The sequence below is a fragment of the Staphylococcus sp. SM3655 genome, assembly GCF_016917315.1.
GTDB lineage: Bacteria > Bacillota > Bacilli > Staphylococcales > Staphylococcaceae > Staphylococcus > Staphylococcus aureus.
In genome coordinates, this window is the sequence record NZ_CP070305.1 from 45,106 (window position 1) to 68,543 (window position 23,438).

General features: G+C 36.1%; 18 protein-coding genes, 2 tRNA genes, 3 rRNA genes and 1 pseudogene. 5 read left to right on the forward strand and 19 right to left on the reverse strand.

The annotated features are described in order from the left end of the window. The 4 genes from leuB to ilvA are packed head-to-tail and all read left to right on the forward strand — an operon-like array spanning position 1 to position 4,287. Positions 1-1,047, forward strand: coding sequence for a 3-isopropylmalate dehydrogenase (leuB, locus tag JQN76_RS00270; protein ID WP_000221946.1), 1,047 nt, complete (start codon positions 1-3; stop codon positions 1,045-1,047). A 13-nt stretch (positions 1,048-1,060) separates the two neighbouring features. Beyond that, the gene (gene leuC / locus JQN76_RS00275; RefSeq protein WP_000531820.1) at positions 1,061-2,431 is read left to right on the forward strand and encodes a 3-isopropylmalate dehydratase large subunit; all 1,371 of its coding nucleotides are present in this window, start codon (positions 1,061-1,063) and stop codon (positions 2,429-2,431) included. After that, a complete protein-coding gene (gene leuD, locus JQN76_RS00280) occupies positions 2,432-3,004 on the forward strand; it encodes a 3-isopropylmalate dehydratase small subunit (RefSeq protein WP_000718953.1) in 573 nt (190 codons plus the stop codon). It begins immediately after the preceding gene. Between the two features lie 14 nt (positions 3,005-3,018). Beyond that, positions 3,019-4,287 carry a threonine ammonia-lyase IlvA gene (ilvA, locus tag JQN76_RS00285; protein WP_000216855.1) on the forward strand — a complete coding sequence of 423 codons (1,269 nt, stop codon included), beginning with the start codon at positions 3,019-3,021 and terminating at the stop codon, positions 4,285-4,287. Positions 4,288-4,363: 76 nt separating this feature from the next. On the opposite strand, the gene JQN76_RS00290 is transcribed toward ilvA, so the two are convergent. After that, the gene (locus tag JQN76_RS00290; protein ID WP_000688533.1) at positions 4,364-4,780 is read right to left on the reverse strand and encodes a hypothetical protein; all 417 of its coding nucleotides are present in this window, start codon (positions 4,778-4,780) and stop codon (positions 4,364-4,366) included. Between the two features lie 401 nt (positions 4,781-5,181). Here JQN76_RS00290 and JQN76_RS00295 point away from each other — a divergent pair, with 401 nt between their 5' ends. Continuing rightward, on the forward strand, positions 5,182-6,501 hold the full coding sequence (locus JQN76_RS00295; RefSeq protein ID WP_001808146.1) for an ISL3-like element IS1181 family transposase: 1,320 nt from the start codon (positions 5,182-5,184) through the stop codon (positions 6,499-6,501). Positions 6,502-6,629: 128 nt separating this feature from the next. Here the strand turns inward: JQN76_RS00295 and rrf are convergent. The 18 genes and pseudogenes from rrf to JQN76_RS00385 form a co-directional block, all read right to left on the reverse strand. Then, positions 6,630-6,744: ribosomal RNA gene (gene rrf, locus JQN76_RS00300) — 5S ribosomal RNA — on the reverse strand. Positions 6,745-6,816: 72 nt separating this feature from the next. Then, a 23S ribosomal RNA gene (locus JQN76_RS00305) occupies positions 6,817-9,739 on the reverse strand. A gap of 304 nt (positions 9,740-10,043) precedes the next feature. After that, a 16S ribosomal RNA gene (locus tag JQN76_RS00310) occupies positions 10,044-11,595 on the reverse strand. Together the 16S, 23S and 5S rRNA genes with 2 tRNA genes alongside form the textbook arrangement of a ribosomal RNA operon. A 118-nt stretch (positions 11,596-11,713) precedes the next feature. After that, positions 11,714-11,787, reverse strand: a tRNA-Gly gene (locus JQN76_RS00315). 21 nt (positions 11,788-11,808) lie between these two features. Beyond that, positions 11,809-11,891, reverse strand: a tRNA-Leu gene (locus tag JQN76_RS00320). Positions 11,892-12,537: 646 nt separating this feature from the next. Then, positions 12,538-12,993: a SprT family protein gene (locus tag JQN76_RS00325; protein WP_001058111.1), complete on the reverse strand. Its 456-nt coding sequence runs from the start codon at positions 12,991-12,993 to the stop codon at positions 12,538-12,540. Next, positions 12,986-15,136, reverse strand: coding sequence for a Tex family protein (locus JQN76_RS00330; RefSeq protein ID WP_000370141.1), 2,151 nt, complete (start codon positions 15,134-15,136; stop codon positions 12,986-12,988). The genes JQN76_RS00325 and JQN76_RS00330 overlap by 8 nt, the downstream gene beginning before the upstream one ends. Before the next feature lie 433 nt (positions 15,137-15,569). Beyond that, positions 15,570-16,340, reverse strand: coding sequence for an RNA polymerase sigma factor SigB (sigB, locus tag JQN76_RS00335; RefSeq protein ID WP_205397779.1), 771 nt, complete (start codon positions 16,338-16,340; stop codon positions 15,570-15,572). Further along, positions 16,315-16,794 carry an anti-sigma B factor RsbW gene (gene rsbW, locus JQN76_RS00340; protein ID WP_001190829.1) on the reverse strand — a complete coding sequence of 160 codons (480 nt, stop codon included), beginning with the start codon at positions 16,792-16,794 and terminating at the stop codon, positions 16,315-16,317. Before rsbW ends, sigB begins: the two co-directional genes overlap by 26 nt. A gap of 1 nt (position 16,795) precedes the next feature. Continuing rightward, on the reverse strand, positions 16,796-17,122 hold the full coding sequence (locus tag JQN76_RS00345; protein ID WP_001052491.1) for an anti-sigma factor antagonist: 327 nt from the start codon (positions 17,120-17,122) through the stop codon (positions 16,796-16,798). Between the two features lie 118 nt (positions 17,123-17,240). Continuing rightward, positions 17,241-18,242 (reverse strand): SpoIIE family protein phosphatase, encoded by a 1,002-nt coding sequence (locus tag JQN76_RS00350; protein WP_000390829.1) that lies wholly within the window; start codon positions 18,240-18,242, stop codon positions 17,241-17,243. A 349-nt stretch (positions 18,243-18,591) separates the two neighbouring features. Continuing rightward, the gene (locus JQN76_RS00355; RefSeq protein ID WP_000621175.1) at positions 18,592-18,954 is read right to left on the reverse strand and encodes a type II toxin-antitoxin system PemK/MazF family toxin; all 363 of its coding nucleotides are present in this window, start codon (positions 18,952-18,954) and stop codon (positions 18,592-18,594) included. Then, on the reverse strand, positions 18,951-19,121 hold the full coding sequence (mazE, locus tag JQN76_RS00360; RefSeq protein ID WP_000948331.1) for a type II toxin-antitoxin system antitoxin MazE: 171 nt from the start codon (positions 19,119-19,121) through the stop codon (positions 18,951-18,953). Before mazE ends, JQN76_RS00355 begins: the two co-directional genes overlap by 4 nt. An 84-nt stretch (positions 19,122-19,205) precedes the next feature. Further along, a complete protein-coding gene (alr, locus tag JQN76_RS00365; protein ID WP_001281154.1) occupies positions 19,206-20,354 on the reverse strand; it encodes an alanine racemase in 1,149 nt (382 codons plus the stop codon). Positions 20,355-20,419: 65 nt separating this feature from the next. Further along, on the reverse strand, positions 20,420-20,779 hold the full coding sequence (gene acpS, locus JQN76_RS00370; RefSeq protein WP_000581197.1) for a holo-ACP synthase: 360 nt from the start codon (positions 20,777-20,779) through the stop codon (positions 20,420-20,422). Positions 20,780-20,782: 3 nt separating this feature from the next. After that, complete coding sequence (locus JQN76_RS00375) at positions 20,783-21,274, reverse strand: PH domain-containing protein (RefSeq protein ID WP_001205912.1); 492 nt, start codon at positions 21,272-21,274, stop codon at positions 20,783-20,785. Further along, positions 21,261-22,844: pseudogene (locus JQN76_RS00380) on the reverse strand (PH domain-containing protein). Before JQN76_RS00380 ends, JQN76_RS00375 begins: the two are co-directional and overlap by 14 nt. Beyond that, positions 22,837-23,316 carry a PH domain-containing protein gene (locus JQN76_RS00385; protein WP_001836941.1) on the reverse strand — a complete coding sequence of 160 codons (480 nt, stop codon included), beginning with the start codon at positions 23,314-23,316 and terminating at the stop codon, positions 22,837-22,839. The pseudogene JQN76_RS00380 and the gene JQN76_RS00385 overlap by 8 nt, the downstream one beginning before the upstream one ends. Positions 23,317-23,438: the final 122 nt, after the last annotated feature.

Sequence of the window (23,438 nt, forward strand, 5' to 3'; positions counted from 1 at the left end):
ATGACTTATAACATTGTTGCCCTACCTGGTGATGGAATCGGTCCAGAAATTTTGAACGGATCTCTATCATTGCTTGAAATTATAAGTAATAAATATAACTTTAATTATCAAATAGAGCACCACGAATTTGGTGGTGCCTCTATTGATACATTCGGCGAACCTTTAACTGAGAAAACCTTAAATGCGTGTAAAAGAGCAGATGCTATTTTACTGGGTGCAATCGGTGGACCTAAATGGACAGATCCTAACAATCGACCAGAACAAGGATTATTAAAATTGCGTAAATCCTTAAATTTATTTGCAAATATACGCCCCACTACCGTTGTCAAAGGCGCTAGTTCTTTATCACCTTTAAAGGAAGAACGCGTTGAAGGCACAGATTTAGTTATAGTCCGTGAATTGACAAGTGGTATTTATTTTGGAGAACCTAGACATTTTAATAATCACGAGGCCTTAGATTCTCTTACTTATACAAGAGAAGAAATAGAACGCATTGTTCACGTAGCATTTAAATTGGCCGCTTCAAGACGAGGAAAACTAACATCAGTTGATAAAGAAAATGTATTAGCTTCTAGTAAATTGTGGCGCAAAGTCGTAAATGAAGTAAGTCAATTATATCCAGAAGTAACAGTAAATCACTTACTTGTTGATGCTTGTAGTATGCATTTAATCACAAATCCAAAACAATTTGACGTCATCGTATGTGAAAACTTATTTGGCGATATTTTAAGTGATGAAGCTTCAGTGATTCCTGGTTCACTTGGTTTATCACCTTCTGCTAGTTTTAGTAACGATGGTCCAAGATTGTATGAGCCTATTCATGGATCAGCACCAGATATTGCAGGTAAAAACGTTGCCAATCCATTTGGAATGATTCTATCTTTAGCGATGTGTTTACGTGAAAGCTTAAATCAACCAGATGCTGCAGATGAATTAGAACAACATATTTATAGCATGATTGAACATGGGCAAACGACAGCAGATTTAGGCGGCAAATTGAATACTACTGATATTTTCGAAATTCTATCTCAAAAATTGAATCACTAAGGGGGAGATGTAAATGGGTCAAACATTATTTGACAAGGTGTGGAACAGACATGTGTTATACGGGAAATTGGGCGAACCGCAACTATTATACATTGATTTACACCTTATACATGAAGTTACTTCTCCTCAAGCATTTGAAGGACTTAGGCTTCAAAACAGAAAATTAAGACGCCCAGATTTAACATTTGCAACACTCGATCACAATGTTCCTACTATTGATATTTTCAATATTAAAGATGAAATTGCAAACAAACAAATCACAACATTACAAAAAAACGCCATAGATTTTGGGGTGCATATTTTTGATATGGGCTCTGATGAACAAGGTATTGTTCACATGGTAGGACCTGAGACAGGACTTACACAGCCCGGCAAAACAATCGTTTGTGGTGACTCTCACACAGCAACACATGGAGCATTTGGTGCTATTGCATTTGGAATTGGAACAAGTGAAGTTGAACATGTTTTCGCAACTCAAACGCTATGGCAAACAAAACCCAAAAACTTAAAAATCGATATTAATGGTACCTTACCAACAGGCGTCTATGCTAAGGACATTATTCTGCATTTAATTAAAACGTATGGTGTTGATTTTGGTACAGGCTATGCTTTGGAATTTACTGGCGAAACAATTAAAAACCTTTCAATGGACGGTCGAATGACTATTTGTAACATGGCTATCGAAGGTGGTGCCAAATACGGCATAATCCAACCTGATGATATAACATTTGAATATGTTAAAGGGAGACCATTTGCCGATAACTTCGCTAAATCAGTTGATAAGTGGCGTGAGCTATATTCTGATGACGACGCGATATTTGATCGTGTAATTGAACTTGATGTTTCAACATTAGAACCACAAGTGACATGGGGAACTAATCCTGAAATGGGTGTTAATTTCAGTGAACCATTCCCTGAAATCAAAGATATCAACGATCAACGTGCGTATGATTATATGGGGTTAGAACCAGGTCAAAAAGCTGAAGACATCGACTTAGGGTATGTTTTTCTCGGTTCATGTACAAATGCTAGACTATCAGATTTGATTGAAGCTAGTCATATTGTTAAAGGAAATAAAGTTCATCCAAATATTACAGCTATTGTCGTACCAGGTTCTCGTACAGTAAAAAAAGAAGCAGAAAAATTAGGTCTAGATACTATCTTTAAAAATGCAGGATTTGAATGGCGTGAACCAGGATGTTCAATGTGTTTAGGCATGAATCCTGACCAAGTACCTGAGGGCGTACATTGTGCATCTACAAGTAATCGAAACTTTGAAGGACGACAAGGCAAAGGTGCAAGAACACATTTAGTATCCCCTGCTATGGCAGCAGCAGCAGCTATTCATGGTAAATTTGTGGACGTAAGAAAGGTGGTTGTTTAAATGGCAGCAATCAAACCTATTACAACATATAAAGGTAAAATAGTCCCTCTCTTCAACGACAATATCGATACAGACCAAATCATTCCTAAGGTACACTTAAAGCGTATTTCAAAAAGTGGCTTTGGTCCATTTGCTTTTGATGAATGGCGGTACTTACCTGATGGTTCAGATAATCCTGATTTCAATCCTAACAAACCACAATATAAAGGGGCTTCTATTTTAATTACTGGAGATAATTTTGGATGTGGTTCAAGTCGTGAACATGCTGCTTGGGCTCTTAAGGACTATGGTTTTCATATTATTATTGCAGGAAGTTTCAGTGACATATTTTATATGAATTGCACTAAAAATGCGATGTTGCCTATCGTTTTAGAAAAAAGTGCTCGTGAACATCTTGCACAATATGAGGAAATTGAAATAGATTTACCAAATCAAACTGTGTCATCACCAGACAAGCGTTTCCATTTTGAAATTGATGAAACTTGGAAAAATAAACTTGTAAATGGCTTAGATGACATTGCAATCACCCTACAATATGAATCATTAATAGAAAAATATGAAAAATCACTTTAAGGGAGTTGAATATTATGACAGTCAAAACAACAGTTTCTACGAAAGATATCGATGAAGCATTTTTAAGACTTAAAGATATTGTCAAAGAAACACCTTTACAATTAGACCATTACTTATCTCAAAAGTATGATTGTAAAGTTTATTTAAAACGAGAAGATTTACAATGGGTACGTTCTTTTAAATTAAGAGGTGCTTACAACGCTATTTCTGTTTTATCAGATGAAGCTAAAAGTAAAGGTATTACATGTGCGAGTGCAGGTAATCATGCTCAAGGTGTTGCCTATACAGCTAAAAAACTTAATTTAAACGCTGTTATCTTTATGCCAGTCACTACACCTTTACAAAAGGTAAATCAAGTAAAGTTCTTTGGAAATAGTAACGTTGAAGTTGTACTCACTGGTGATACATTTGATCACTGTTTAGCTGAAGCTTTAACTTATACAAGTGAACATCAAATGAACTTTATAGATCCATTCAATAATGTTCATACAATTTCTGGACAAGGTACGCTTGCTAAAGAAATGCTAGAACAATCAAAGACTGACAATGTTAACTTTGATTATTTATTTGCCGCTATTGGTGGTGGTGGATTAATTTCAGGTATTAGTACTTACTTTAAAACCTATTCACCTACTACGAAAATTATAGGTGTTGAACCTTCAGGTGCAAGTAGTATGTATGAATCTGTTGTCGTAAATAATCAGGTAGTCACATTGCCTAATATCGATAAATTTGTGGACGGTGCATCTGTAGCTAGAGTTGGCGATATTACATTTGAAATTGCAAAAGAAAATGTAGATGATTACGTTCAAGTAGATGAAGGTGCAGTTTGTTCTACGATTTTAGACATGTATTCAAAACAAGCAATTGTAGCAGAACCTGCTGGCGCATTAAGTGTGAGTGCTCTTGAAAACTACAAAGACCACATTAAGGGTAAAACTGTTGTTTGTGTCATTAGTGGTGGTAATAATGATATTAATCGTATGAAGGAAATTGAAGAACGTTCTTTATTATATGAAGAAATGAAACATTATTTTATTTTAAACTTCCCTCAACGCCCTGGTGCATTAAGAGAATTTGTAAATGATGTTTTAGGCCCACAAGACGATATTACAAAATTTGAATACTTAAAAAAATCTTCTCAAAATACAGGTACTGTCATTATTGGTATTCAACTTAAAGATCATGATGATTTAATACAACTCAAACAACGTGTAAATCATTTCGATCCTTCCAATATTTATATTAATGAAAATAAGATGTTATATTCATTGTTAATTTAACACATAGTAAGAAAAACAGTCATAAATTGATTTCTAATTGAAATCATCTTATGACTGCTTTTTATTATACTTTACATTATTGAGGTTGCACGCTTTGTATACCATCGTATATTTCTTTGAGCCTAAAGTCTTCTTCATTCCCCACCCCATTATTTATATTTTGAATGGCAGTTGAAATTACTTTGTCATAAATAGCCTTCTCACTTTCTGGTAAATTATGTCGTGGTATACTCATCAAAGCATATGCTTTTTGTTTATCTTCAATGTTTTCTATACGGTTCTTCTTATTATTAAAATTCTCATTAGCTTCACTACCATTATTATTAATATTATGCGTGTTTTCTTTTTCATGTTTGTTTTCTTGCATATGATTCGGGACTTCTGACTTATTTTTAGCATCTGCAGGAAAATATATTTTATATGCAAAAAATCCACACACTATCAATGAGCATACAAATAAAAAAGTTAACATCGTACCAATAAATATTTTCAAATCCGTTCTCCTTTCAACCATTCATTCTTACATGTATATTTAGTATTTAAAAATCCTTATAGTCTCGATTTGCCTGGCAACGTTCTACTCTAGCGGAACGTAAGTTGGCTACCATCGTCGCTAAAGACCTTTCTTGACTTGTGACAATCGCTTGCTTCTTTCCTCTCCTTCGGCTCTCGCTTACTCATTTAGCTCTACTAAACTCGTTGCGCTCTTTTCTCGTTTCGTCAGATTCAAACGTTTTCACTTCGCCAAGCCATCTTTCTTTGTGTTTGCTTTTTAGGTTCTTCATCTTTTATGGTGGGAAGGTAAAACTTCCTGCTTTTTTTAATACACAAAAAGCGCAATTGCCTCTATAATTTAAAGTGACCAAACCCAAACTAAAGGAGACAAGTGCGCCTATGTGTAATGATACCTTAGAATTACTAAGAATAAAAGATGAAAATATAAAATATATAAACCAAGAAATTGACGTCATTATCAAAGGAAAAAAAGCAACAGTGGTTAATGCTGTACTAACGTATAAGCCTTCGGCCTGTTATTGTTGTGGAGTTAAAAATGAAGGACAAATTCATAAACATGGTAAGCGTGTTTCTCGTATTACTTTACTTAAAACTCAAGGGTATAACACATACCTCAACTTAGCTAAACAACGTTTTAAATGCTTAGAATGCAATGGCACTTTTACTGCTAAAACGTCAATTGTTGATGAGTCGTGTTTTATCTCAAGATGTGTTACTCAAAAAGTTATAGAAGAAGCTACTAAAGTTAAAACAGAGATTGATACTGCAGAAGATAACTGTATCTCTCCATCTACTGTAAGTCGTATTAGAACTAAAGCGGCTAATTCATTACGAATTAAACCCTTTAATTGTTTGCCAGAACACATCGCTATGGATGAATTTAAAAGCGTTAAAAATGTAACTGGATCAATGAGTTTCATTTTTATAGATAATGATACTCATGATGTTATAGATATTTTAGAAAATAGAACTACAAGATTCTTGCGTGCCTATTTCGAGCGATTCGATTTAAAAAATCGACAACAAGTTAAGACGGTTACTATTGACATGTATGAACCCTATGTCCGATTATTTCGCGACCTATTTCCTAATGCAGCTATTATTTTTGACAGATTCCATATCGTTCAACATTTAAATAGAGAACTTAATAAGTATCGTGTACAAGTTATGAATGAATACCGTAATAAAAAAGGACCTGATTATACAATTTTTAAGAATAACTGGAAAGTCCTATTGATGGATACTAGTAAAACCATATTTAGTAAATACAGATGGAATAAATCTTTTAAGGCTTATAAACGCTCATCTGACATTGTAGAATTCATGCTTTCAAAAGACGATATACTACGACACTCCTACGAACTTGTCCAAGGATTACGAAAAGACCTAAGGTTATGTAATTGGCCTAAATTTATTAATCGTTTAAATTCAGTTAGTAAAAAGTCTGTGAGTAAGGGTGTATGGAAAGCGGTTAAATATTATAGAAAACATCAAAGGATGTTAAGAAATACAATTTATTACCCAGCATTTAATAATGGTGCTATAGAAGGAATTAATAATAAGATAAAATTAATCAAGCGAATTTCTTTTGGTTACAGAAATTTCAACAACTTTAAAGCACGTATAATGATGATTTTCAGCTTGTACAAAGGAGAAAAAAAGAAGACAACCAAGCCCAATAATGGACTGGCCGCCTAATAATAAAAACTCTAAAAGTTGTATTTTAAAAATAGTTCTTTAAATTATATACCCACCACATTTGGTGGAGAACCGCTTTTTACTATGTAACTTCAGACATAAAAAAAGAGACCTTACGGTCTCAACTTGCCTGGCAACGTTCTACTCTAGCGGAACGTAAGTTCGACTACCATCGACGCTAAGGAGCTTAACTTCTGTGTTCGGCATGGGAACAGGTGTGACCTCCTTGCTATAGTCACCAGACATATGAATGTAAATTATACATTCAAAACTAGATAGTAAGTAAAAGTGATTTTGCTTCGCAAAACATTTATTTTGATTAAGTCTTCGATCGATTAGTATTCGTCAGCTCCACATGTCACCATGCTTCCACCTCGAACCTATTAACCTCATCATCTTTGAGGGATCTTATAACCGAAGTTGGGAAATCTCATCTTGAGGGGGGCTTCATGCTTAGATGCTTTCAGCACTTATCCCGTCCACACATAGCTACCCAGCTATGCCGTTGGCACGACAACTGGTACACCAGAGGTATGTCCATCCCGGTCCTCTCGTACTAAGGACAGCTCCTCTCAAATTTCCTACGCCCACGACGGATAGGGACCGAACTGTCTCACGACGTTCTGAACCCAGCTCGCGTACCGCTTTAATGGGCGAACAGCCCAACCCTTGGGACCGACTACAGCCCCAGGATGCGATGAGCCGACATCGAGGTGCCAAACCTCCCCGTCGATGTGAACTCTTGGGGGAGATAAGCCTGTTATCCCCGGGGTAGCTTTTATCCGTTGAGCGATGGCCCTTCCATGCGGAACCACCGGATCACTAAGTCCGTCTTTCGACCCTGCTCGACTTGTAGGTCTCGCAGTCAAGCTCCCTTATGCCTTTACACTCTATGAATGATTTCCAACCATTCTGAGGGAACCTTTGAGCGCCTCCGTTACCTTTTAGGAGGCGACCGCCCCAGTCAAACTGCCCGCCTGACACTGTCTCCCACCACGATAAGTGGTGCGGGTTAGAAAGCCAACACAGCTAGGGTAGTATCCCACCAGCGCCTCCACGTAAGCTAGCGCTCACGTTTCAAAGGCTCCTACCTATCCTGTACAAGCTGTGCCGAATTTCAATATCAGGCTACAGTAAAGCTCCACGGGGTCTTTCCGTCCTGTCGCGGGTAACCTGCATCTTCACAGGTACTATGATTTCACCGAGTCTCTCGTTGAGACAGTGCCCAAATCGTTACGCCTTTCGTGCGGGTCGGAACTTACCCGACAAGGAATTTCGCTACCTTAGGACCGTTATAGTTACGGCCGCCGTTTACTGGGGCTTCGATTCGTAGCTTCGCAGAAGCTAACCACTCCTCTTAACCTTCCAGCACCGGGCAGGCGTCAGCCCCTATACATCACCTTACGGTTTAGCAGAGACCTGTGTTTTTGATAAACAGTCGCTTGGGCCTATTCACTGCGGCTCTTCTGGGCGTTAACCCTAAAGAGCACCCCTTCTCCCGAAGTTACGGGGTCATTTTGCCGAGTTCCTTAACGAGAGTTCGCTCGCTCACCTTAGAATTCTCATCTTGACTACCTGTGTCGGTTTGCGGTACGGGCACCTATTTTCTATCTAGAGGCTTTTCTCGGCAGTGTGAAATCAACGACTCGAAGACTCAATGTCTTCTCCCCATCACAGCTCAGCCTTAACGAGTACCGGATTTGCCTAATACTCAGCCTTACTGCTTAGACGTGCAATCCAATCGCACGCTTCGCCTATCCTACTGCGTCCCCCCATCGATTAAAACGATTATAGGTGGTACAGGAATATCAACCTGTTATCCATCGCCTACGCCTGTCGGCCTCAGCTTAGGACCCGACTAACCCAGAGCGGACGAGCCTTCCTCTGGAAACCTTAGTCAATCGGTGGACGGGATTCTCACCCGTCTTTCGCTACTCACACCGGCATTCTCACTTCTAAGCGCTCCACATGTCCTTACGATCATGCTTCAACGCCCTTAGAACGCTCTCCTACCATTGTCCAAAGGACAATCCACAGCTTCGGTAATATGTTTAGCCCCGGTACATTTTCGGCGCAGTGTCACTCGACTAGTGAGCTATTACGCACTCTTTAAATGATGGCTGCTTCTAAGCCAACATCCTAGTTGTCTGGGCAACGCCACATCCTTTTCCACTTAACATATATTTTGGGACCTTAGCTGGTGGTCTGGGCTGTTTCCCTTTCGAACACGGACCTTATCACCCATGTTCTGACTCCCAAGTTAAATTAATTGGCATTCGGAGTTTGTCTGAATTCGGTAACCCGAGAGGGGCCCCTCGTCCAAACAGTGCTCTACCTCCAATAATCATCACTTGAGGCTAGCCCTAAAGCTATTTCGGAGAGAACCAGCTATCTCCAGGTTCGATTGGAATTTCTCCGCTACCCTCAGTTCATCCGCTCACTTTTCAACGTAAGTCGGTTCGGTCCTCCATTCAGTGTTACCTGAACTTCAACCTGACCAAGGGTAGATCACCTGGTTTCGGGTCTACGACCAAATACTAAACGCCCTATTCAGACTCGCTTTCGCTACGGCTCCACATTTACTGCTTAACCTTGCATCAAATCGTAACTCGCCGGTTCATTCTACAAAAGGCACGCCATCACCCATTAACGGGCTCTGACTACTTGTAAGCACACGGTTTCAGGTTCTATTTCACTCCCCTTCCGGGGTGCTTTTCACCTTTCCCTCACGGTACTGGTTCACTATCGGTCACTAGAGAGTATTTAGCCTTAGGAGATGGTCCTCCCAGATTCCGACGGAATTTCACGTGCTCCGTCGTACTCAGGATCCACTCAAGAGAGACAACATTTTCGACTACAGGATTATTACCTTCTTTGATTCATCTTTCCAGATGATTCGTCTAATGTCGTCCTTTGTAACTCCGTATAGAGTGTCCTACAACCCCAACAAGCAAGCTTGTTGGTTTGGGCTCTTCCCGTTTCGCTCGCCGCTACTAAGGGAATCGAATTTTCTTTCTCTTCCTCCGGGTACTAAGATGTTTCAGTTCTCCGGGTGTGCCTTCTGATATGCTATGTATTCACATATCGATAACATGACATAACTCATGCTGGGTTTCCCCATTCGGAAATCTCTGGATCAAAGCTTACTTACAGCTCCCCAAAGCATATCGTCGTTAGTAACGTCCTTCATCGGCTTCTAGTGCCAAGGCATCCACCGTGCGCCCTTAATAACTTAATCTATGTTTCCATCCTACAGGAAACGCGTTATTAATCTTGTGAGTGTTCTTTCGAACACTAGCGATTATTTCTTATGAATTCAAGCTTATTTAAAACTCTTTATTCACTCGGTTTTGCTTGGTAAAATCTATATTTTACTTACTTATCTAGTTTTCAATGTACAATTTCTTTTTAGTCAAGCGCTCGCATAAGCAATATCACTTTAACCAAAAAATATTTGAATGTTAAATAAACATTCAAAACTGAATACAATATGTCACATTATTCCGCATCTTCTGAAGAAGATGTTCCGAATATATCCTTAGAAAGGAGGTGATCCAGCCGCACCTTCCGATACGGCTACCTTGTTACGACTTCACCCCAATCATTTGTCCCACCTTCGACGGCTAGCTCCTAAAAGGTTACTCCACCGGCTTCGGGTGTTACAAACTCTCGTGGTGTGACGGGCGGTGTGTACAAGACCCGGGAACGTATTCACCGTAGCATGCTGATCTACGATTACTAGCGATTCCAGCTTCATGTAGTCGAGTTGCAGACTACAATCCGAACTGAGAACAACTTTATGGGATTTGCTTGACCTCGCGGTTTCGCTGCCCTTTGTATTGTCCATTGTAGCACGTGTGTAGCCCAAATCATAAGGGGCATGATGATTTGACGTCATCCCCACCTTCCTCCGGTTTGTCACCGGCAGTCAACTTAGAGTGCCCAACTTAATGATGGCAACTAAGCTTAAGGGTTGCGCTCGTTGCGGGACTTAACCCAACATCTCACGACACGAGCTGACGACAACCATGCACCACCTGTCACTTTGTCCCCCGAAGGGGAAAGCTCTATCTCTAGAGTTGTCAAAGGATGTCAAGATTTGGTAAGGTTCTTCGCGTTGCTTCGAATTAAACCACATGCTCCACCGCTTGTGCGGGTCCCCGTCAATTCCTTTGAGTTTCAACCTTGCGGTCGTACTCCCCAGGCGGAGTGCTTAATGCGTTAGCTGCAGCACTAAGGGGCGGAAACCCCCTAACACTTAGCACTCATCGTTTACGGCGTGGACTACCAGGGTATCTAATCCTGTTTGATCCCCACGCTTTCGCACATCAGCGTCAGTTACAGACCAGAAAGTCGCCTTCGCCACTGGTGTTCCTCCATATCTCTGCGCATTTCACCGCTACACATGGAATTCCACTTTCCTCTTCTGCACTCAAGTTTTCCAGTTTCCAATGACCCTCCACGGTTGAGCCGTGGGCTTTCACATCAGACTTAAAAAACCGCCTACGCGCGCTTTACGCCCAATAATTCCGGATAACGCTTGCCACCTACGTATTACCGCGGCTGCTGGCACGTAGTTAGCCGTGGCTTTCTGATTAGGTACCGTCAAGATGTGCACAGTTACTTACACATATGTTCTTCCCTAATAACAGAGTTTTACGATCCGAAGACCTTCATCACTCACGCGGCGTTGCTCCGTCAGGCTTTCGCCCATTGCGGAAGATTCCCTACTGCTGCCTCCCGTAGGAGTCTGGACCGTGTCTCAGTTCCAGTGTGGCCGATCACCCTCTCAGGTCGGCTATGCATCGTTGCCTTGGTAAGCCGTTACCTTACCAACTAGCTAATGCAGCGCGGATCCATCTATAAGTGACAGCAAGACCGTCTTTCACTTTTGAACCATGCGGTTCAAAATATTATCCGGTATTAGCTCCGGTTTCCCGAAGTTATCCCAGTCTTATAGGTAGGTTATCCACGTGTTACTCACCCGTCCGCCGCTAACATCAGAGAAGCAAGCTTCTCGTCCGTTCGCTCGACTTGCATGTATTAGGCACGCCGCCAGCGTTCATCCTGAGCCAGGATCAAACTCTCCATAAAAATTATGATGTTTGATTAGCTCATAAATACTAAATAATGTTTGTAACTTATAGTTACGTTTTTGGAATTAACGTTGACATATTGTCATTCAGTTTTCAATGTTCATTAAAATTATCTATGGAGCGGGTGATGGGAATCGAACCCACAACATCAGCTTGGAAGGCTGAGGTTTTGCCATTAAACTACACCCGCTTATTTAATTAAGAATTTTGATGCGGCCGAGAGGACTTGAACCTCCACGGGATTTCTCCCACTAGGCCCTCAACCTAGCGCGTCTGCCATTCCGCCACGACCGCGGATATAGGCGTTTAAAACATCTTCGTTTTTCAGAACGTTATTTATTATATTATGTTTAAAAATATTTGTCAATAACTTTTAATCGTTTTTTTACAATAAATTAATTTGTGTTATCAGTTGTTAACACAACGCTATTTATAATAAAACATTAAGAACTTATTGTCAACATATTTTATAAATTAAATTTAGAATTGACTGTCTTTCAAATCAAAGTTTATTTAATTTGTTCTTTTTTAAGGAACGTGTTTAATCATACTAACTATAAGCTGTACAGTCAATAGAAAAGTTCAATCAAAATGTCATTAAAAATGTATAATTATCTTTTGTGCTACTTTAAAGCTTTAATTGGGTAAAGTTTATATATTATTTATTACTAAAATACGTCAAGATTTTTAATCTAATCAATTTAATTTCATCCTATCAAGTCACAATTTATGCCATTACCTATATCATAAGTAGAAAAGCCGAGATTGCGAAGTATTAAATTACGACAATCTCGGCTTTAAACATTTTATAAACACAATTTCTTCTTATTCAATTACTATGTTTACCAATCAAAATAACTCACTGATAAATTCTATATAAATTCCATACAACTCATAAATAATCTTACATATACACGAATTAGCTCTATTTGTATTGTACTTATTTCAATTGTCTTTTCATTCTTAATTTTCCATTGCAATGTCCGCAACGCATACGATTCGTATCAACTTTACGGATACGTATATATTTTGCATGACATTTAGTGCAATAATATTCATAATTTGCCCGTTGTTGATAGCTTTCAATGCTGTTACAAAATCTAGGCGCTCCAACCTGTTGGCTCAATCGTTTAAAATCTTGATCTTTATGTTGATAACCTTTACCAGCAATATGCAAGTGATAATGACATAATTCGTGCAGTATAATTTTTACAACAGCATCTTCTCCATAATGCTCATATTGTTTTGGATTAATTTCAATATCATGGGACTTTAAAAGATAACGTCCGCCTGTTGTACGTAACCTTTTATTAAAATATGCACAATGTCGAAACGTACGTCCAAATTTTTCTTCCGAAAGGTTCTCAACCATTCGCTGAAGTTTGTCATTATTCATGTGGATCAATCATCGTTAATGATACTTTGTCTTTATTTTTGTCAATACTGTAAATCCAAACGTCAACGATATCACCGACACTGACAATATCCATTGGATTTTTTACGAACTTCTTAGAAAGTTTCGAAACATGGACAAGTCCATCTTGTTTAACACCTATATCTACAAATGCTCCAAAATCTACTACATTTCTAACTGTGCCACTCAATTTCATTCCTTCTTGTAAATCTTCAATTGATAGCACATCGGATTTAAGGATTGGTGTTTCAAACTCGTCCCTTGGATCTCGATTAGGTGCTTTCAAGGATTTAATAATATCCTCTAATGTAGGTACACCGACTTGTAATTCAATCGCCAGTTCATCCATATCCAATGAATTTAATTTAGCTTTTAATGCATCACTACCTAAATCATTGCCACCAAATCCGAGTTTATCTAATAACTGATACGTTACTTTATAGCTTTCGGGATGAATCGATGTATTATCCAATGGCTCTGAACCGTCTACTATTCTTAAAAATCCTATACTCTGCTCAAAAGTTTTAGCACCCAAACGCTTAATCTTGCTTAACTCTTTATTATGCTTTATTGCGCCATTTTCTTCTCTATATGTAATTATATTTTTAGCAATTTGCGAACTTAGACCAGACACATATTGTAATAATGATGATGATGCTGTATTGACATCAACACCTACTTGGTTAACTGCTGTTTCAACGACGAAAGTTAATGCATTTTCTAGTGCTTTTTGATTAACATCATGCTGGTATTGTCCGACACCAATAGATTTAGGATCGATTTTAACTAATTCACTTAATGGATCTTGAACGCGTCGTCCAATTGATACGGCACTTCTTTCTTCCACTTGAAAATCAGGAAATTCATCTCTAGCAATTTCTGATGCTGAGTATACTGAAGCGCCCGCTTCATTGACAATGATGAATTGTACTGGCAACTGATGCTTTTTAATTAAATCTGCAACAAATTGTTCTGTTTCACGACTTGCAGTACCATTGCCAATTGCAATTAATTGCACATCATACGCTTTAACCATTTGTACAAAATCCTTCTCTGCTGCCTCTTTTTTAGAAACTGGTGGATGCGGATAAATCACACCTTTTGCTATAAAAGTACCGAATGGGTTAATGACTGCTAATTTACAACCTGTTCTAAATGCTGGATCTACGCCTAATATTTGTTTACCTTTCATTGGAGGTTGCAGTAATAGATTTCTTAAGTTTTCACTAAAAACATCTATTGCATGATTTTCAGCTTTTTCAGTTAAATCAGCATGGATTTCACGCTCTATCGAAGGGACAATTAAGCGTTTCAAGCTATCTTTAATCGCCTCTAAAATATAACTGCGATTTACATTATTATGATTGATTTCTTGACGTGCAATGAAATCCTCTACTGATGTCGTATCGAATTCAAACTTTACAGATAATACTTTCTCTTTTTCACCACGATTAACAGCTAAAACTCTATGATTAGCAATGCGTTTAATTGGCTCACTATATGCATAGTACATTTCAAAAATACCTTTTTCATCTTCAGCATTTTTCTTTTTAGATGTAGTTAACACACCTTGATGATACATATCTTTTAAAATTTTTGTTCTATATTTAGGATTATCTGAAATTTGTTCCGCAATAATATCTTGTGCACCTTTGATAGCATCTTCAACCGATTGCACTTCTTCATTTATAAACTGTTGTGCTTTTTCTTCAATTGAGACTTCATGTTTACGTGCCTTCATCCATATCGCTAATGGCTCTAACCCTTTACGTTTCGCCTCAGTTGCCCTTGTCTTTTTCTTTTGTTTAAAAGGCCTATATAGGTCTTCAACACGTTGTAATTTGTTCTGTTTTAAAATATCGTTCTTTAATTCCTCAGTAAGTAATCCTTGCTGTTCTATATTTTTGATAACTTCTTCTTTACGTTTTTGTAAATTGACCATATATTGGTATTCGTCATCAATTTGCTTTATTTGAACTTCATCTAGTCCACCAGTTTGCTCTTTTCGATACCTCGCAATAAATGGTACTGTATTTTTTTCTTCTAGCAGTGTTAATACTGCTTCAATTTGTTTTTTACTAAATTGATATTTCTCTATGATTGAATTAATCAATTGATTGTCCATTTACTTAACCCACACTTTTTCTTAAATTTACTCATTTATTTTAACATATTCTAAAATACTTCTATTAAGGTATGATACTTAATGTAATTTTCACTTCCAAAACATTTAAAACGAATGATTAGGTCATACTATATTTTAAAACGCACTAAGATTATTGAAAATGACACACCATCATTTCTAAATTTCATAATCTAAGACTACTTTTTTTATTCTAATAGCAATCCACCTATTTAAAACGACAATTAGATATCTTCTTCACTTAAATTATTAATACTATATCGCGACATTTATGTGGATACACATTAAACTACGTTAATAATGTATTAATTCGAAAATCTTAATTAAATTAAAAATACCCCTCGATTTCAATTTAATAATCAAGGGATAATTATATGGATTTTTCATTATAAAACGTATCATTAATAAGCAAATTCTATTTATGTGCTGCTTCTTGTAATTTCTTAATTGCCGTTCTTTGAAGTCGTGATACATGCATTTGACTTAAACCGATACGCTCACCTGTCTCTTTTTGACTCAAACCTTCAATAAACGTACATTGTATGATTTCTCGTTCGCGATCAGATAATATAGGTAATATTTTTTCTAAAATCATACGTTTTTCAGTTAAGTCATAATGGTCATCTTTTTGTCCCATAATATCTAATAGCGTAACAGTTGAACCATCTTTATCAGCTTCAATGGAATGATCAACACTTAACGCATTATAACTTTGTCCCATTTCCATTGCTTCTAACACTTCTTCTTCTGAGACTTCTAATCGATCAGCTATTTCACTGATAGAAGGTGAACGCTCTAATTCAGCGGTTAGTTCATCGCTCACTTTTTTGATTCTTGGCCCAATTTCTTTAATACGTCTCGGAACATGTACACTCCAAGTTTTATCTCGTAGATATCTTTTGATTTCACCGATTACAGTAGGTACTAAAAAGGCTTCAAACTTCCGTTCAAAGGACATATCGAATCTATTTATGGCACCTATTAAACCAACCATACCAACTTGAACTAAATCTTCGTGATGTGATTGTCCTTTAGAATATTTATATGCCAATGACTCAATTAGTTTTTGGTAATGTTTAACTAACTTATCCTGTGCATCTGTATTCTTATTTTCTTGGTGTTCTTTAATCCATTGGTTAATTTGCTCAGGTGAAATTTCATTAGCTGATTTCGACTCTTTCGCCATTATTTCGCACCTGCTCTTTTTTTATATACTTAGTCATACTGATTGTCACACCAGATTCTTTATATACTGTGACTTCATCCATTAAAGATTCGATTAAAAATAAACCTAGGCCACCTTCACGTAAAAAGTCTATATTTTCGTCTTTATCGTAAGGACCTATTTTTGATTTAGTTGTTTCATAATCAAAACTGTCACCTTTATCAGAAATAACAATTTTAATTTTATCTTCTAAAATTTCAAAATATATGTTAATAATGCCTACATTGTTATTTTCTTTGTATGCATGTTTAACTGCATTTGTCACAGCTTCACTAACTGCAATCTTGGCATCTTCAATATCATCATATGTAGCACCAGCTCTCGAAAAAACGCCAGAAAGTGTTAAACGAATTAAACTTACATACTCTGCCGATGCTGGCACGCGCATTTCGATAAAATCTTCTTTAGATTGCATGTTATTCGACCTCCGTTCCTTCATTAACATGCATTAAATCCTTAAGACCAGTAATTTCAAATAGTCTACCGATACGATCTGACACACCTAAAATGTATAGCTCTTTATCATTTTGGTTTAATGCTTTTAATGTACCTACGAATAAACCTAAACCTGTCGAATCCATATAACTCACATTTTCTAAATTAACATAAATATCACGAGTTCCATCTTGTCTCATAGGTGTTAAAACCTCTTCTAATTCAGGCACAGTATAAACATCTAATTCTCCACCGACTTTAACTTCGTAAAATTTATCTTGAGTGGTTGTTTCTATATTAAGATTCATTTCATTACACTCCTACTTATTAAAAATATTTATCTTCATTTTAAGCGCTGTATCCACCATATTTATATTTCAAATTATTATATACCCATCGAAATAATTTCTAATCTTCTTTTTTAAATTAATTTACTCTTTTTATAATCAAAATAGTCATATCATCTTTTTTATTTGGGTTTTGAAGCTTTAAAATTGCTTCATAGATAATTTGAACAATATCTTGTGGGTGCATATGTTTATGTTTTTTAATATATTCTAAAAGTTTTTGTTTATCTATAAAGGTACCTTCACTATTTCTAGCTTCAGTCACACCATCCGTTAAAATGATAATTAAATCATCAAGGTATATTGGAATTTCTTGTTGTTGATATCGTGTTTGTGAACTGATTCCTAACACTCTACCTCTAACTGAAATTTCTTCGAATTCTTCTTTTTCAGCGCGATAAATATATCCAGGCTCATGACCAGCTGAACTACAATACAATAAATGGTTCATTTCTTCATATAAACCATAAAACATTGTGACGAACATATTTTGATTAATATTCTTTTCAACAACACGATTTAAACGTTTTAAACCATCACTCGGTAATTGTGAGTGTCCATAAGAATCCATGCCAAACTTTATCATACTCATTGCTAAAGCAGCTGGTATACCTTTTCCAATGACATCTGCAACAGCAAAGCTCATTGTGCCATCGTTATGGTCAATTAAATTAAAATAATCTCCACTTACTTTTTGTGCCGCCACTGAAATAACGCCAATTTGAATACTATCAAATTGTGGAATATCTGTTTTAAGCATTGTTTGTTGTAAGCTAGAAGCTAAGTCTATCTCTTTATCGTGAACTTGAAGTTTATCTACCAATCTTTGATAATCTCGATAACTATAACCAAAGCCTTTAACGATTTCTTGTAAGACATCTAATGTCTTGAACACATCTTCACGCGTTAAGTTTAACGTCAATATATAGTTTTTGTGAATATCGACAATGTCTTCAGGCAAGACGTCCTTACGAATCACTTCGTCAGTGTATTTCTCACACTTTTTTATCAATTCTACTTTATCTTGGCACGTTAAACTTTCATCAATTAAACCCTTATAATGTTGCTTAAATTCTTCCACGATTAGTTGCCTCCTCACTTCCCTTACAAAGCAAATGCTTAAGCAAGGATAATTATGATTCACTTACTAACATTTATTTAATTGCACTTATCAATTTTGTCGTTTGCAATTTTGCTGTAGATGATACTTTTAAGCTAAAAAAAACTTTAGGATGGAATACCTAAAGCCTAAAAAACTTAAGACATCCTTTTATAATAAAAAATATGAATATCATAACTGGTATTTGCTAAAATCTTTGTTTATAAGAAAATTCTTCGTACAGAATTTAGAAATAGTTATAATTATTATAAAGTTATTGTCTTTTATATCAATATTTTATTTATCTCTGAAAAATACATATAATAGACGCCTAATTTTTCTGGTGAGCTACTGCATTCAGCCCTAAACTAATCATTAGTGCATTATCTACTTCTTTCATTTTATCATCGGATAAGTACGTCAGTTTTTCTTTCAATCGTTTTTTATCAAGTGTACGAATTTGTTCTAATAATATAACTGAGTCTTTATCCAACTTATACTTTTTCTTTTCAATCTCTACATGTGTCGGTATTTTCGCTTTATTAATCCTACCAGTTATTGCCGCAACAATAACTGTAGGACTATATTTATTACCAGTATCATTTTGAATTATGACTACAGGTCTGACTCCCCCTTGTTCAGATCCCTGTACTGGTGATAAATCTGCTAAATAAACATCTCCTCGTCTAATCATTCATTCGTTGAATTAGAAGATAAATATGTTTCGTTGCAATCGCATGCTTCACACTCTATCGGAAAAGCTTCGTTCGCTAGGGAGAGATTTAAATCAGCCATTTGTGAATATCCTTCTTTTAAAGATTGTTCTAAGCTATGACTTCTATTTTGACTAAAAGATAACATATGAGAACCTCCAATTGATTCCAAAAGTTATTAAATGACCTTTAATTACTCTAATGATAACAAATTTTATATGCACTGACCATATTATTTTAACAATTCATTTGTTACAAAACGTTGATCACCATCATGATAGATTCGCGGCAAACGTCTCGACAAGTTACAAAGCACTTCATAATTAATAGTATGTTGCTTTTCAGCTACCACCTCTACCGACTGTGGACTTTCTCTATGATTATCTATTAAAATCACCGAATCTCCAGCTTTAACTTGATCTGGCACTTTAACAATTGTCTGATCCATACATACGCGACCAATAACTTCGCATTGATGACCATTTACATTTACAAAGCTACCTTGCATTATGCGTAAATAGCCATCTGCATATCCAATAGGTAACAAAGCTATTGTAGTTGGGTCAGTAGCTGTATAAGTTGCACCATAACTTACAGACTCACCCGCTTGTAGCGTCTTTGTTTGAACTACATTAGCAATTAATTGCACACTTGGTTTAAGGTGTACTTTAACTTTTTGCTGTACATACTCTGATGGATAATATCCATAAAGGGAAATTCCTGGTCTTATTGCATTACAGAATTGGCAATCCATTAATAGAGAGCCTGCTGAGTTCTGACAATGTATATATTCAGGTTTAATTGCTTCATTGACCATATCTTTAAAACGTTGATATTGTTCAGTTGTCATATCTCCTGGTTCGTCAGCACAGGCAAAGTGTGTAAACACGCCTTCAAATACAAGTTGCTCATATTGTTGAATGATTTCAATCACTTCTTGATACGTATTAGTATCTTTAATACCTAAACGTCCCATTCCTGTATCTAATTTAATGTGCAACCATAACTTTTTCTCTTGCTCACCAGAAATGTTTTTAATTGCTTCTTTCAACCACTGTTTAGACGGAACCGTTAAGGCAACTCTGTGTTGTATCGCTTTATCAATATCTTTAGCTGGTAACACACCTAAGACTAAAATTTTAGCAGTAATCCCATGCATTCTAAGTTCTATCGCTTCATCTAACGTTGCTACAGCAAAAAATGTGGCGCCATTTTCCATTAAATGACGTGCTACTTTAACACTACCTAGTCCATAGGCATTGGCTTTAACGACAGCCATCACTGTTTTATTTGGATGCAATGTACTGAATACTTTGAAATTTGATGCAACAGCGTTTAAATCTACATTCATATACGCAGATCTATAATATTTATCCGACATATTACTTCCTCCTGTAATTCCCACACGTTTTAAAACTAGATCTTAATTATCATTGTATAACAAATTTAAAATGCTGACTTTTCTAAAACAACTTGGCTCATCGCATAATGCTCAGTGTGTGAGATACTAACATGTACGATGAACCCTTCGTAATCAATCTTTGGTTTGCCAAGTTCGTCGTTGTAACAGTCTATATCGTTAAAAGCTACATGTTTTCCTAAGCCTGTGCCTAATGCTTTACTGAACGCTTCTTTTGTAGCAAACCTGCCAGCTAAAAATTCAATTTTACGTTGCTCATGTGTGAAATTGTTGAATTTGTGCTGTTCATTTTTAGTTAAAATCCGCTCAACCAATTTTGGCTGCTTACTATATAACACTTTTATTCGATCGATTTCGATTAAATCTACACCAATTCCATGTATCATTGATTATTCCTCATTTTTATTGTTTTCTAAATGTCTCTCGTTATTTAACCATCGTTTCAATCTACGTGCTTCACTTCTATCTATTAATTCAATTTCAGCTTGACCACCCGCTGTATAAAGGGTCAAAGTTGCTAATCGATAGCGTCTCATTATAGGACCAACATCGATATCAATATTTTGAATACGAAAATATGGTATTACTTTTTCATCCAAAAATAAAATGCCGTTTCGTACACGCAAATGGTGTTTTTCAAATGCATATCTGCAGTGCTTATATCGATATACTGGCGCTATGACAAGCGTGAAAACAGCAACAAGTAATATTATAATCACACTACTAACAATGGATATATTGTTATCTAATATCTCCCAAAATAGCCAGTTCAAAATATTAAATGCGATTAAAAGTACAAGCGCTATGGGTATCCAAAACAGCACAGCACTTAACCTCATCACTTTTTTAGCGTGTGGTGACATAAAATTATAATCCCTCATCATTTTCACCTCTTAAATACCATGATTTCAATTTATTTGCATCTTCACTTCTTGCGTATTTTAGGTTAATCGATTGGGCTCCCACACCTTTAGCAACAATAAAGCTAAAATTATTTAAATTGTTGCGTTTAAGTAATGTATGTTGCCAAGTGTCAAATCCTATAATGTGATGCGCTTTAAAATAATAAATATTTCGTTTCAATAGCTCGAAATTCTGGATAGTAATTTGTTCTTCTGTCATTTTAAAACCCGCATGTTTGACATAAAGATATCCTTTGATCACAAATAAACCAATAATGACTATTGTTATAATCGTAAATAACAATAATAATTGATTCCAAAAATAACAGCCAATACCTGCCATAGCTATGACAATAATACTAGGTATTAAAAAGTGTCTGTGGAAACCTGACAAAGGCATACCTTCATTAACTTGTTGATAAGATAAATCTGGTACTAAATTCTGGATAATTTAATATGCTTTGTCTCGTTTAATAAACGGCAATATCGGCACACTACCTGAATCATTGTCATCATCTTCGATTTTTTTATTTTCAAAATCACTTGTGATGATAAAATGTATTGCTGTGTAGCCAAATAATCTTCGTATATATGACTGACGTTCAACAACAGCTTGCAATCGTTTCGTTGGTACAGTTACTTTCTTCTTGTTAAAGAGACCATATTCAATTTTAAGTTGCTCATTTTCAAGCATCACCGAAAAGCCATAAAATCTTATCATCGTTATAATCGTTCCAATAATATATGCCACTATTAATACTAGTAAAATGATGATTAATACTGAAATACTTACAATTTGAACCCATTGACTAATTTCATGATTTAGCTTCGACCATGGGATCAACTCTCTTACAGCCCCGTAAATCGGTACTAAAGCTGCTAACGTTACACCAATGGCGCCACTGGTCATTGCCATAAATAGTGATTCTTTAAAATTCATCTGATATATAGGAATGCGTTTATTTTTCTGATTAAGCATACTATCAGTGTTCTGCACTTCATCTAAGCGACCTTCTGCGATGTCTTCCACATTACCTTCAATGTCATGATTACAGTTGTCATTCTTCTCAGCACTAGACTTTTGCGCCACTTCTGTCTTCAACTCTGTTTGCAATTGATCAATATAGCGTTCAAGATATTCACCTTGTTTTTTCGAAATAACACTTAAGACAATACCATCACTTGGTGTTTTGATTTGTAAATCCACACCACCAATAATTTGATTGACGACCCCTTGTGTCATATCAACGGACTGAATACGTTTTATATTTAATTCTTTACGCTTTTTATTAAAAATACCTGTTGTTAAAATGAAATAATTATCCTCAATCCAATATCGCGTGTTCATAATTCCGACAATTTGAGAAATGTATGATATTAAAAAGAATACAAATACAATACCTATCCATAAATATGATTCGGGATTCGCATAATCAAAATCTTTCAATTGAAAGATAATGAAAATAAAAAAGACGACTATGTTTTGTTTGATAGCATTGATTATGCCATTAAAATATGAAATCGGATGTAATTTTTGAGGTTCAGACATCACTTTCAACCCCTCTCAAATTCGACATAGTTCTCGCTTCGATTATTTTAACATCGTCATGAGACATCATCGGTAAATAAATAGTATGACCTGCAGTCATAAATCCAACTTTATACAAATTAAGCACTTTACTAATTGGATTAGATTTAATCGACAAGTATTGTAAACGTTCAATTCGACTCGTTTCTTCTTTATATATATAAAATGATGTACGATATTGTACACTTAGTTGATCAACTTTATAAAAGCGACAATGATATTGCCATAAAGGCTTAATAAATAATTTTAATGTACTCAGAGCACCTAAAACCAACAAAATATAAAGTAAGTAATGTGGCCATTCAAATCTTAACCATATAAAATAAAAAATGACATACACAGCTACACTCAATATAAATTCTAAGCCATTCGTAATGTAGTAATACAACAATGCTGACTTAGGACTCTTAGACAACTTAGTATAATCTGACATATACCCCTCTCCCCAAATAAAAAATTATACGGATTTATAATCTATTTCATTTTATTTTTATATGTTGATAATTATAGCATATGGAATATTTCATGCTAATTTATTCTTCCTAAAGGTACATC